Origin of the sequence: Citrobacter sp. CK194, assembly GCF_030333395.1 — a bacterium.
Classification (GTDB): domain Bacteria; phylum Pseudomonadota; class Gammaproteobacteria; order Enterobacterales; family Enterobacteriaceae; genus Citrobacter_B; species Citrobacter_B koseri.
Genome location: NZ_JAOWGA010000013.1, coordinates 185,349 through 198,327 on the forward strand (window position 1 = coordinate 185,349; position 12,979 = coordinate 198,327).

The 12,979-nt window shown below is 52.8% G+C and carries 10 protein-coding genes; 5 read left to right on the forward strand and 5 right to left on the reverse strand.

All coding sequences use genetic code 11. The features are described from left to right. Nucleotides 1-36 precede the first annotated feature (36 nt). Together olsF and hemB are read right to left on the reverse strand one after the other, a co-directional pair. The gene (gene olsF, locus OGX80_RS03670) at nt 37-1,752 is read right to left on the reverse strand and encodes a bifunctional ornithine lipid synthase OlsF (RefSeq protein ID WP_115181925.1); all 1,716 of its coding nucleotides are present in this window, start codon (nt 1,750-1,752) and stop codon (nt 37-39) included. Between the two features lie 168 nt (nt 1,753-1,920). Next, the gene (hemB, locus tag OGX80_RS03675; protein ID WP_012133626.1) at nt 1,921-2,895 is read right to left on the reverse strand and encodes a porphobilinogen synthase; all 975 of its coding nucleotides are present in this window, start codon (nt 2,893-2,895) and stop codon (nt 1,921-1,923) included. 494 nt (nt 2,896-3,389) lie between these two features. On the opposite strand from hemB, the gene ehaB reads away from it, so the two are divergent. Together ehaB and iprA are read left to right on the forward strand one after the other, a co-directional pair. After that, complete coding sequence (ehaB, locus tag OGX80_RS03680; protein WP_012133624.1) at nt 3,390-6,311, forward strand: autotransporter adhesin EhaB; 2,922 nt, start codon at nt 3,390-3,392, stop codon at nt 6,309-6,311. Nucleotides 6,312-6,397: 86 nt separating this feature from the next. Next, a complete protein-coding gene (gene iprA, locus OGX80_RS03685; protein WP_047458555.1) occupies nt 6,398-7,021 on the forward strand; it encodes a hydrogen peroxide resistance inhibitor IprA in 624 nt (207 codons plus the stop codon). Here iprA and ampH read toward each other — a convergent pair whose 3' ends face one another. Continuing rightward, nucleotides 7,022-8,179 (reverse strand): D-alanyl-D-alanine-carboxypeptidase/endopeptidase AmpH, encoded by a 1,158-nt coding sequence (gene ampH / locus OGX80_RS03690; protein WP_049011959.1) that lies wholly within the window; start codon nt 8,177-8,179, stop codon nt 7,022-7,024. A gap of 392 nt (nt 8,180-8,571) precedes the next feature. Between ampH and sbmA the strand changes: the two genes are divergently transcribed. Then, the gene (gene sbmA / locus OGX80_RS03695; protein ID WP_047458548.1) at nt 8,572-9,792 is read left to right on the forward strand and encodes a peptide antibiotic transporter SbmA; all 1,221 of its coding nucleotides are present in this window, start codon (nt 8,572-8,574) and stop codon (nt 9,790-9,792) included. An 18-nt stretch (nt 9,793-9,810) separates the two neighbouring features. Continuing rightward, entirely contained in the window at nt 9,811-10,905 is a 1,095-nt protein-coding gene (locus tag OGX80_RS03700; RefSeq protein ID WP_115181924.1) for a DUF1615 domain-containing protein, read from the forward strand. Between the two features lie 36 nt (nt 10,906-10,941). Here OGX80_RS03700 and OGX80_RS03705 read toward each other — a convergent pair whose 3' ends face one another. Beyond that, entirely contained in the window at nt 10,942-11,250 is a 309-nt protein-coding gene (locus OGX80_RS03705) for a YaiY family protein (RefSeq protein WP_024130611.1), read from the reverse strand. 267 nt (nt 11,251-11,517) lie between these two features. On the opposite strand from OGX80_RS03705, the gene OGX80_RS03710 reads away from it, so the two are divergent. Beyond that, the gene (locus OGX80_RS03710) at nt 11,518-11,730 is read left to right on the forward strand and encodes a DUF2754 family protein (protein WP_024130610.1); all 213 of its coding nucleotides are present in this window, start codon (nt 11,518-11,520) and stop codon (nt 11,728-11,730) included. A 105-nt stretch (nt 11,731-11,835) separates the two neighbouring features. On the opposite strand, the gene ddlA is transcribed toward OGX80_RS03710, so the two are convergent. Beyond that, nucleotides 11,836-12,933, reverse strand: a complete 1,098-nt coding sequence (gene ddlA / locus OGX80_RS03715) for a D-alanine--D-alanine ligase (RefSeq protein ID WP_047458545.1) — start codon at nt 12,931-12,933, stop codon at nt 11,836-11,838. Nucleotides 12,934-12,979 lie beyond the last annotated feature (46 nt).

A 12,979-nucleotide genomic window follows, 5' to 3' on the forward strand; every position in this document is an offset into this window, starting at 1 on the left:
CGATGTGGCACCGCGCCGGATGGCGGCGTAAACGCCTTATTCTGCCTGGAAACCCAAATGCGCGCCAATATAGCGCTGATACCTGTTTGCCTTCAGATAGGTTAAATCGACCAGCACCAGACCATCCACGCAGTTGCTGAACGCCGGATCGTTACCGAAATCAATAAACTGTACGCCGCCGGGGTCGCAAAGTTCGGAGTACTGTTTGTAGAGCGGGGGAATACCGCAGCCCAGATTGCCGAGCAGCGATTTCAGCCGCGTCAGATCGTCGTTGTAGCTTTTGCCTTCAAACTGCGCCAGTACGTCCGGCAATGACGCGGGGTAGGGCTGGCGTGATATTGCCAGCGGGTGCGTCGGCGGGAACCACAGGCGATAAAAGGCCACCAGTAAATCCCGCGCATCCGCAGGCAGACCGCCGGAAATAGACACCGGGCCGAACAGGTATCGGTATTGCGGATAGCGCGCCAGATAAGCGCCAATGCCAGACCAGAGATAGTCCAGCCCGCGACGCCCCCAGTAACGCGGCTGGATAAAACTGCGACCCAGCTCAATGCCGTGCTGCATCACTTGCGCCATCTGCTCGTCGTAATGGAACAAACTGTAGCTGTAAAGCCCTTCTATGCCACGTTTTTCCTGCTGCTGCGCGCAGGGAATGAACCGATAGGCGCCAACAATTTCCAGATCGTCTTCGTCCCATAAAATCAGATGCAGATAGTCGTCATCATAGCGGTCGGTGTCCCGACGCTTTCCGCTGCCTTCGCCAACCGCGCGAAAGGCGATTTCACGCAGCCGCCCCAGTTCCCGCAGGATGGGGACATCCTCTTTGCCGTTGCGCTGCCAGAGGTAAATGTGCTTCCCGTCGGCGGTGTGCCCAAGGCATTCCGCCTGGGCGAGATCGCGTTTGAGGTGCGCTCTGTCTTCTGCGCGGGCTATCGTACTTTCGGTGGTGAATAACCCGGGGTGTCCTTTACCTAATGCCGCGACGTGCTGACGGCATTTTTCGGCCTGCTCGCGGACGTTGGTTTTCGTGGCGGACCACTGCGTCCAGGCGATTTGTTGGCCGATGCGGAGCGGCAGGCTGCTGCGACGCCGACGAAACATCTGCTGCATCAGGAGCAGCAATGCGAAGGTGGGGGACACCAGGCTGCTGGCGTAAAACAGCGAGCTGTTACGCGCGTTGATATGTACGGGAAGCAGCGGCGTGCGGTATTTCTCCGCCACCCGGATAAACCCGGAATGCCATCGGCCTTCCCTGATTCCCTGCGATGTGAAGCGCGCCACTTCGCCCGCCGGAAAGAAAATTAACGCTCCGCCAGCCTGTAAATGCGCATCTATCTGTTGTAGCGATGATTTTGGCGTGCGCCCGCCGATGTTGTCCACGGGAATGAAAAGTGAACTGAGCGGTTGCAGATGCGAGAGCAGGCGGTTGGTCACTACTTTCACGTCACGGCGCACACGCGAGATGGCATACAGCAGAGCCAGCCCATCAAGCGTGCCTGTCGGGTGGTTGGCAATGATGACCAGCGGGCCATGTGCGGGGATGTTTTCGAGGTCGTGTGCGGGGATATCGCAGCGTATTTCAAGGTGTTCGAGAACCTGTTCCACCATGTCCACCCCTTTCAGATGGGGATGGCGGGATGCAAATTGCTGAAATTCTTCTTCATACAGCAACCGCCTGAGCAGATTTTTTTGCCAGGGTGTCGGCCTCGCCTGAGGCCACAGGTCGTCGAGTACGTTATCGAGACTAAACATAGCGGCTCCTCCTCCCGTCCTGTGCTGACAGTAGAAGGTACAAATGTCGTTTGTATGACGATGAGGTGACGTTTTGTGACAGTGCCGGATGGCGGCACCCGGCCCACAGATGTCAATTCCGTAGGCCGGATAAGCGCAGCGCCAGCAGGCACCGCAGGTCAGAAAGGATTAACGCAGGATTTTTTTCTCCGCCAGATCCAGCGCGAAGTAGCTGAAGATCAGATCCGCGCCCGCGCGTTTGATCGAGCCTAAACTTTCCAGCACCACTTTCTCTTCGTCGATCGCGCCCGCCATCGCGGCGAATTTGATCATGGCGTATTCGCCGCTGACCTGATACGCGCCGAGCGGTAATTCGGTACGATCGCGGATATCACGCAGAATATCCAGATAAGCGCCAGCGGGTTTCACCATCAGGCAGTCCGCGCCCTGCGCTTCGTCGAGCAACGACTCGCGAATCGCTTCACGGCGGTTCATCGGATTCATTTGATAGGTCTTACGATCGCCTTTCAGTGCCGTACCGGCCGCTTCACGGAACGGGCCGTAGAAAGAGGAGGCGAACTTGGTGGAGTAGGACATGATGGCTGTATCCGTAAACCCGGCGGCATCCAGCGCCTGGCGAATCGCCTGCACCTGACCGTCCATCGCGGCGGAAGGGGCAATAAAATCAGCGCCCGCAGCGGCGGCGACCACCGCTTGTTTACCGAGGTTCGCCAGGGTTGCATCGTTGTCGACGCCGTGTTCGCACAGCACGCCGCAGTGACCGTGGGAGGTGTACTCACAGAAACAGGTGTCAGACATCACGATCATTTCCGGCACGGTTTGCTTGCAGATGCGCGACATGCGCGCCACCAGGCCGTCTTCTTTCCAGGCATCGCTGCCGGTGTCGTCGGTATGGTGGGAAATGCCGAAGGTCATCACTGACCGAATGCCGGCGTTGGCGATGCGTTCAATCTCGCGCGCCAGGTGTTTTTCAGGAATGCGCATGACGCCAGGCATGGCGTCGATCGCTTTGTAGTCGTCGAGTTCTTCTTCAACAAAAATCGGCAACACCAGGTCGTTTAAACTGAGTGTTGTCTCTTCAAACATGGCGCGCAGCGCAGCGGATTTGCGCAGGCGACGGGGGCGTTGGATTAGGTCTGTCATGGTATGCCTGATGTTTGTGGAATCGAAACGTCGAGTATACCTGAACCTGCCGCGAGGTGTTTTACGAAAGTTGTCCTTATGTGAAGTATTGCGGGTTGCTGTTAATGAAGCGATTAAATATTCGCAATTAGTATTTCTATGAATAAGATTATTTTTGTTAGTGATACATTTATTTCTGGTTTTAATTTTATTAAATGTTGTTTTAAGCTCTTCTGTCCTTTATTTATTGGTGATTTCTTTATTTCTTCATCATATATCATTCAGTTAAATAAGTAACTTCTATTTCCCTTTCTAATTTATTGAAAACTGGCGATTTAAAAAATATCTGTGATTTTGCTGGTGATTTTTTAATTGTCCGCTTTCGGACATTAAACAAAGAATAATTGAACCTTTCAATGCTGACGCCGCATAATCGACCTGCGAAACATAAAATGTTTTCTATGCATTGATAATTGATGGATCAACTATATTACGTCCCTGAGGAGGGATGACAAATGCACTCCTGGAAAAAGAAACTTGTAGTCTCACAATTAGCACTGGCCTGCACTCTGGCAATCACCTCTCAGGCAAATGCTTCTACGGATATTTCTGGAACCACCTACACAACATTCAACCACTATAACGACGCAACCTACGCTGATGGTGTTTATTATGATGGTTACGTAGGCTGGAACAACTACGCGACCGATAGCGTTTATAACGGTGATATTTATCCGGTTATCAACAACGCTACCGTTAACGGCGTAATCTCAACCTACTATCTGGATGATGGTCTTTCTACCAACACCAACAGTAATAGTCTGACAATCAAAAACAGCACCATTCACGGGATGATCACCTCTGAGTGCATGACCACCGATTGCGTGGGTCGCGATGCGACCGGTTATGTTTATGACCGTCTGGCGCTGACTGTTGATAACTCAACCATCGATGATAACTACGAGCATTATACCTATAATGGCACGTACACTGATGGTACGGCGGATACGCATGTTGTTGACGTTTACAACCTGGGTACTGCGATTACGCTGGATCAGGAAGTTGACCTGGTCATCAAAAATAATTCCCACGTTGCGGGTATTACGCTGACTCAGGGTTATGAGTGGGAAGACATTGACGATAATACCGTTAGCACCGGCGTCAACAGCGCTGAAGTGTTCAACAACACCGTCACGGTGACTGACTCTACGGTGACCTCTGGCTCATGGTCAGATGAAGGGACTTCCGGTTGGTTCGGTAATACCAACAACGCGAGCGATTACAGCGATTCTTATACTGCTGATGACGTGGCGATTGCGGCGATTGCGCATCCGAATGCGGATAACGCAATGCAGACCACTGTTAACCTCAGCAATTCTACCCTGATGGGCGACGTTGTTTTCTCCAGCAACTTTGACGAAAACTTCTTCCCGAACGGGGCGGATACTTATCGCGATACGGACGCTGACCTGGACACCAACGGTTGGGATGGCACTGACCGTATGGATGTTACGCTGAACAACGGCAGCAAGTGGGTTGGCGCGGCAATGTCCGTACATCAGGTTGATTCTGATGGTGACGGCGTGTACGACAGCTTTGCTGCGGGCACCGATGCCACTGCGACGCTGATCGACATTGCGGCTAACAGCCTGTGGCCTTCCTCTACTTACGGCATTGACAATAATGACACCGCGTATGGCGAAGATGGTCATGTTGTTGGTAACGAGGTCTATCAGAGCGGCCTGTTCAATGTGACGCTGAACGGTGGTTCACAGTGGGATACCACGAAAACCTCGCTGATTGATACGCTGAGCATCAACAGCGGTTCCGTCGTGAATGTGGCAGACTCTGATCTGGTTTCTGACAGCATCTCCCTGACCGGCGGCGCGGCCCTGAATATCAATGAAGATGGTCATGTTGCAACTGATGAACTGACAATCAACAACAGTACCGTCACGATTGCTGATGATGTGTCTGCTGGCTGGGGCGTGTACGATGCCGCACTGTATGCAAACACCATCAACGTCACCAACAACGGCGTTCTGGATGTGGGCAACAGCACCGCGTATGCGCTGCAAGCTGATACCCTGAATCTGACCAGCTACACCGATGCTAACGGTAACGTGAATGCCGGTGTCTTCAACGTTCACAGCAACAGCTTTGTGCTGGATGCCGATCTGACTAACGATCGTACTAACGACATCACTAAGTCTAACTACGGCTACGGTGTGATCGCGATGAACTCTGATGGCCACCTGACCATCAACGGTAATGGCGATGCCTGGACTGGCGATCAATCTGAAGTCGATAACGCGGGTGATAACGTTGCTGCGGCAACCGGTAACTACAAAGTGCGTATTGATAACGCGACCGGTGAAGGTTCTGTCGCTGATTACAAAGGCAAAGAGCTGATCTACGTTAACGACAAGAACAGCAAAGCCACCTTCTCCGCAGCGAACAAAGCTGACTTGGGGGCATACACCTATCAGGCTCAGCAGGAAGGCAACACTGTTGTTATGCAACAGATGGAACTGACCGACTACGCGAACATGGCGCTGAGCATCCCGTCTGCAAACACCAATATCTGGAACCTGGAACAAGACACCGTTGGTACTCGTCTGACCAACTCTCGTCATGGTCTGGCTGATAACGGCGGCGCATGGGTGAGCTACTTTGGCGGCAGCTTCGATGGCGACAACGGCACCATTAACTACGATCAGGATGTGAACGGCATCATGGTCGGTGTTGATACCAAAATTGACGGTAACAACGCTAAGTGGATTGTCGGTGCGGCGGCTGGCTTTGCGAAAGGTGACATGAGCGACCGTACCGGTCAGGTGGATCAGGACAGCCAGTCTGCCTATATCTACTCTTCTGCTCGCTTTGCCAACAATGTCTTTGTTGATGGTAGCCTGAGCTATTCTCACTTCAACAACGATCTGTCTGCCAACATGAGCAACGGCCAGTACGTTGATGGCAACACCTCTGCGGATGCGTGGGGCTTTGGTCTGAAACTGGGTTATGACTGGAAACTGGGCGACGCTGGCTATGTCACGCCGTACGGTAGCGTATCCGGCCTGTTCCAGTCCGGCGACGATTATCAGCTCAGCAATGACATGAAAGTTGACGGTCAGTCTTATGACAGCATGCGTTATGAACTGGGTGTTGATGCAGGTTATACCTTCACCTACAGCGAAGATCAGGCGCTGACGCCTTACTTCAAGCTGGCCTATGTTTATGACGACGCAAATAACGACGCCGACGTAAATGGCGATTCCATCGATAACGGCGTAGAAGGTTCTGCGGTACGTGTTGGTCTGGGCACTCAGTTCAGCTTCACCAAAAACTTCAGCGCTTATACCGATGCCAACTACCTCGGTGGTGGTGATGTCGATCAAGACTGGTCCGCGAATGTGGGCGTTAAATACACCTGGTAATTGTTTTTCATGATGAAAACGCAGGTGATTTAATCAAAGGAAATGCCCGTCATGGATATGGCGGGCATTAATGCAAGGATGCGCATATGCTGTCTCTGAATAAACCACTTCAGGAATTTAGTAAGCTCGATAAGTGCCTGTCTAAATACGGCACGTACTTTGAGTACGCCGATGAAAAGCAGGTTGTCTATTCGAATGATGCCAATCAAGGCGATACGTTTGTCATTTTAGACGGTCTCATCTCTTTGCGCAGAGGGGAGAACGTGCTTATGGGGATAACGCAGGCTCCCTTTATTATGGGTATTGCTGATGGCGTGATGAAAAATGATATCGAATATAAATTAGTCACGGAAAGTCGTTGTACCGGTTATTTTCTTCCTTCTTCCCACGCGATAAAAATCCTTGAGCAACACCAGTTATGGCGTGAAGCCTTTTGCTGGCTGGCATGGGAAAACAGAACTCTGGAACTGCGCGATCTGCAATTAATTGGCAACAACTCGTATGATCAAATTCGGGCGACGTTGATCGCGATGGTTGACTGGGATGAGGGCCTGCGAGCGCGTATTGGCGTGATGAACTACATTCATCAGAGAACGCGAATTTCCCGTTCCGTAGTGGCTGAAGTGCTCGCCGCGTTACGCAAAGGGAACTACATCGAAATGAAAAAAGGCAAACTGGTCAATATCAACCATTTGCCTTCAGAGTATTGATCAGGACGCAGGCACGATCAGCGGTTTATTTCCGCTCAATTCTGTTACCAGGTCGTTGATGCCATCGCTCATATTAGTAAATCGCGTAAGCGGTGAGCGAGTGACGACCACAAAAGCGCCAACGTTGTGTTGCGGAATCATCGCCATATAGGTGATGAAACCACCGCCGCCGCCGGTTTTTTGAATAATCCCCGGACGTCCGTTTTTAGGCGCCATATAGACCCAGCCTAAGCCCAGCGCATCGGCTTTGCCCGGCACGTCCATACCTGTCACCCGTGTGAGCTGAGTTCGCTGATAAATCAGCGTCTGCATACGATCGGCCTGATTACTGCGATGATAAAAGTCGGATGAGAGATATTGCTGCATCCAGCGCATCATATCTCCCGGCGTGGAATAGACGCCGCCGCTGCCAATTGCCGCCAGCGTGTTGTTACAGGGACTGGCCCCTTTCTCCGCCACCATCAGGCGCTTGCACTGATCGGGGGAGGGGGTAAAGGTTGTGTCTTTCATCCCCAATGGGCGCGTAATCTGTTCTTCAAATAACTGCGTGTAGGGTTTGCCGGATGCGGTTGCCAGCGCGTCAGCCAGCAGGTCAAACGCAAGGTTGGAATAAGACGCCTGCGAGCCAGGAGCCGCTTTTAGCGTTGCGGTAGAGAGGTAGCTCCAGCGCTGTTCGCGGGTTGGCCAGACAAATACCGGGCGATGCGGCGCGCCGCCGGGTTGCTCACGCGGCAGGGCGCTGGTATGGGTCGCCAGATTCACCAGGGTGATAGGCGTTCCGTTGTAGGTCGGTACGCGCGCACCGGGCGGGGCATACTTGCTCAGCGGGTCGTGTAATTTCACCGTCCCCTGATCGAGCAGTTTGACCAGCATCTCGCTGGTCATGAGTTTCGTGATAGACGCAATGCGAATAACGGAGTCCAGTTGAGGATGTACGTTATTGCCGGGGCGAGTCTCCCCGAAACTGCGGAACACGCGTTGATTACCATCAATCACTACCAGCGCCATTCCCGTCGCGCCGCTGCCGTAAAAGATATGGTTGGCATAACGATCAACGATATCGGAAGCGAAAACCGGATCGGTGATTGGCTGTGCCGCCTGGACAGATGTCAATGACGCCGCGCACAGCACGGCAGAAAAAAGCAGACTACGTTTCAACGGTTGTGTCCATCAGTTAAATGAAAAAACTATGCGTATTTATACTACCTGGCGGCGCGTTGCAAAGCGCTAAAAAGACAATAATAGTGTGAAAAACGTAACGACGAGTAAACAGGGCATTTTTTCCCAATCGCGAATGTCCGCTTTTGTGATCCCGCGCTTGTGGTAACCTTGGTCGGTTTTTGGGTTTCGCCTTCCTGTTGCTGTTGAAGGGAGCCGAAACTCGCTGAAACAATTCTGAAAAAACGATGTGCGAACTAAGCTGGCGAATACGGGTCACAATGCTCGGTTTCCGTCGCGGTTTTGTTGGGGCAGGCCCGTCTTGTCGCGCTCAGCGCGGCGGCAAAAGCACAGCAGTCGTCATAACGATAAGAAGTTAGCAGGAGAGCATCATGTTTAAGTCTTTTTTCCCAAAGCCGGGGCCGTTTTTTATCTCGGCGTTTTTTTGGGCGCTTGTCGCCGTCATTTTCTGGCAAGCGGGCGGAGGCGCCTGGGTTGCGCATCTTACTGGCGCTTCCGGTGATGTTCCCATCAGTGCCGCACGCTTCTGGTCGCTGGACTACCTGATTTTCTACGCATATTACGTCCTTTGCGTCGGATTGTTTGCGATGTTCTGGTTTATTTATAGCCCGCATCGCTGGCAATACTGGTCGATTCTGGGCACCTCGTTGATCATCTTTGTGACCTGGTTTTTGGTGGAAGTGGGCGTGGCGGTCAACGCCTGGTACGCGCCGTTTTACGACCTGATCCAGACGGCGCTGAGCTCGCCGCATAAGGTCACTATCGAACAGTTTTACCGTGAAGTCGGCGTGTTCCTCGGGATAGCGCTGATTGCCGTAGTGATTGGCGTGATGAACAATTTCTTCGTCAGCCATTATGTGTTTCGCTGGCGTACCGCGATGAACGAGCACTACATGGCACACTGGCAGCATTTGCGCCATATTGAAGGCGCCGCGCAGCGTGTGCAGGAAGATACGATGCGTTTTGCCTCTACGCTGGAGAATATGGGCGTAAGCTTTATCAATGCCATCATGACGTTGATCGCCTTTTTACCCGTACTGGTTACGCTGTCTGCGCACGTACCGGATCTGCCGATCGTCGGGCATATTCCTTATGGGCTGGTTATCGCGGCTATCATCTGGTCGCTGATGGGAACAGGATTGCTGGCCGTGGTGGGGATCAAACTGCCGGGGCTGGAGTTTAAAAACCAGCGGGTTGAGGCCGCTTACCGTAAGGAGCTGGTCTACGGTGAAGACGACGCCAGCCGCGCTACGCCGCCCACCGTGCGTGAGTTGTTCAGCGCGGTGCGCCAGAACTATTTCCGCCTCTACTTCCATTATATGTACTTCAACATTGCGCGCATTCTCTATCTACAGGTGGATAACGTTTTCGGTCTGTTCCTGCTGTTTCCGTCGATTGTTGCCGGTACGATTACGTTGGGCCTGATGACGCAGATTACCAACGTGTTTGGTCAGGTGCGCGGTTCCTTCCAGTATCTGATTAACTCCTGGACCACGCTGGTGGAACTGATGTCCATCTATAAACGTCTGCGCAGCTTTGAGCGCGAACTGGATGGACAGGATATCCAGGAAGTGACGAATACATTTAGCTAACAAACAAAAGGAAACGTTATGTCGGCGGCGTCCCGTCTTTACCCTTTATCATTCCTGGCTGCGTTGGTGTTGGCAGGGTGTAGTAGCCAGCCTTCGCAACCGCTGAAAAAAGGGGAAAAACCTGTCGATGTGGCAAGCGTGGTGCGCCAGAAAATGCCCTCCAGCGTAAAAGACAGGGACGCGTGGGCGCAGGACATCGCAAAGACCTTCGAAAGCCAGGGGCTGGCGCCAACGGTTGAGAATGTTTGCTCGGTGCTGGCGGTGGCGCAGCAGGAGTCTAACTATCAGGCGGACCCGGTGGTGCCGGGGTTGAGCAAAATCGCCTGGCAGGAGATCGACAGGCGTGCTGAGCGGATGCATATCCCCGTTTTTCTGGTGCATACCGCGCTGAAAATTAACTCCCCGAATGGAAAAAGCTACAGCGAACGTCTGGACGCGGTGAAAACGGAAAAACAGCTCAGTGCGATTTTTGATGATTTTATTAATATGGTGCCGATGGGGCAGACGCTGTTCGGTTCGCTTAATCCGGTGCATACCGGCGGGCCGATGCAGGTCAGCATCGCCTTTGCTGAACAGCACACAAAAGGTTATCCGTGGACCATGAACGGGACGGTTCGCCAGGAGGTCTTTAGCCGCCGTGGCGGACTGTGGTTTGGAACCTGGCATCTGTTGAACTATCCGGCGAATTACAGCGCGCCTGTATTCCGTTTTGCTGATTTTAATGCCGGTTGGTACGCCAGTCGTAATGCGGCATTTCAGAATGCGGTCAGTAAAGCCAGCGGCGTTAAGCTGGCGCTGGACGGCGACTTGATTCGTTATGACAGCAAAGAGGCCGGGAAAACGGAACAGGCAATCCGTAAGCTGGCGGGCAAACTGGACATGAGCGACAGCGCGATTCGACGTCAACTGGAAAAGGGAGACAGCCTCGCTTTTGAGGAGACGGCGTTGTACGAGAAAGTGTATAAGCTGGCGGAAGCCAAAACCGGTAAGGCATTACCGCGCGAGATGTTGCCAGGTATTCAGCTGGAAAGTCCGAAGATCACCCGTAATCTCACTACCGCGTGGTTTGCTAAACGTGTGGATGAACGTCGGGTGCGTTGTATGAATTTGTAGGCCGGATAAACCTGGCGTCATCCGGCACAGGGAGGGTTACTGATGACGGTGACGCCAGCGCAAAATTACGGCAATGACGCCAAAAATCAGGCAACCTGTCAGGAAAGGCACCAGTCCGAAAATGGTGCCGACGCCTAATCCAATTTCCACGCGGGGGCGTCCGGTCTCTTGCATCTGCATCAGATGTTCATAAACGCCAGGCGCGTGAACCAGAAGGTTCAGGATCTGCGCCCCTGCCCAAAAGCAAAACAGCACAAACACGGCATAGGCGATATTACCTGGCGTGGAGGAGGTATCTCGATGTTTCCCGCTAAACAGGGATTTTGAGAGGGTAAAGTCAGCCATAAAGACCTCCGGGATAGTCTTCTGCACGAATCTGGCGTCATGCCAGCGGCTTATCGTGAAGTCTGACAGGTCATCGTGTTTGTCAATATCAGAATGATGGTAATTTCACTCAGGGATGACTCCTGGATTGCGGATTTTTTGTCTGATGTCACAATTTTGTTACCTTAATCTAAATTGATTAACATTTGAGAAATTCCGCACAGGCCACAGACGCTCAGGCAGAAATGTGCGAGGATGATTTTTTATTGTTTTAGCGTCGGAGCTGTCATGAACCTGCCTGTAAAAATTCGCCGTGACTGGCACTATTATGCTTTCGCCATTGGACTGATCTTTATTTTGAATGGCGTGGTGGGGTTGTTGGGCTTTGAAGCAAAAGGATGGCAAACCTACGCGGTAGGCCTGGTGACGTGGGTATTCAGTTTCTGGCTTGCCGGGCTGATTATTCGTCGCCGTGAGGATGATAAAACCGAAGAAGCTTAATGCGGTAGTGTGCCGGATGGCGGCATCGGCCTACGAGCGTAAAACGTCGTAGGCCTGATAAGCCAAAGCGCCATCAGGCGATCAACACCAGATGGCGCATCGTCATCATGACATGCTGGTTTTCAGGGCGTTATCCGCCGCATGACGTTCCAGCGCCAGTTCAATCAGACGGGTAATCAAATCAGTATACCCTAAGCCACTTGCCTGCCAGAGTTTCGGGTACATGCTAATGTTGGTGAATCCCGGCAGCGTATTGATCTCGTTAATCACCACCTCGTTTTCCGCTGTTAAGAAGACGTCCACGCGCGCCATTCCCGCGCAACCTAACGTCTGGTACGCCTGAATGGCGATCTGGCGGATCTTGTCGTTCACCTCTTGCGGGATCTGGGCGGGAACCACGACCTGCGCCCCGTTGTCGTCGATATATTTGGTGTCGTAAGCGTAAAAATCGCTGTTCAGGACGATCTCGCCGCAGGTGCTGGCCTGCGGGTGATCGTTGCCCAGCACGGCGCACTCGATCTCACGGCCTTTGATCCCTTGCTCAACAACCACTTTGTGATCGAATTCGAACGCCAGCGCGACGGCCTGTTCATATTGCGCTTCGCTGGTGACTTTGCTGACGCCCACAGAGGAGCCCTGATTTGCGGGTTTCACAAACAGCGGCAGACCCAGCCGGGACGCCACTTCCGCAAAACGGATCGCATCGCGATTCGCGCGGGTCAGCGTAATAAACGGCGCGATGTTCAGCCCGGCATCGCGCAGCAGACGTTTGGTGACGTCTTTATCCATGCAGGCGGCGGAACCCAGCACATCGGAGCCGACAAACGGTAAATTCGCTACGCGCAGCATCCCTTGCAGCGAGCCGTCTTCCCCCAGCGTGCCGTGTACGATCGGGAAAATGACGTCCACCGTCGGCAACGGCTGGCCGTTCTGTGCGTCAATTAACTGGTGTTCGTGTTTGCCCGGAACCTGCGCCAGGCTGGTAGAAGAGGGGCGCAGCGTAATGTGCGCGGGGTCGTTTGCATTCAGCAGATAGTTTTCGGCATCGCTGACATGCCATTGCCCTTGTTTATCAATGCCTAACAGCACAACGTCAAAGCGGGCTTTGTCGATGGCATCGACAATATTTTTTGCCGATTGCAAAGACACTTCATGTTCCGCTGATTTACCACCAAATACGATACCTACCCGCAATTTTGCCATCTTAAAAACCCATTCCATCGAACGCAAAGCGTATACATTACCACGA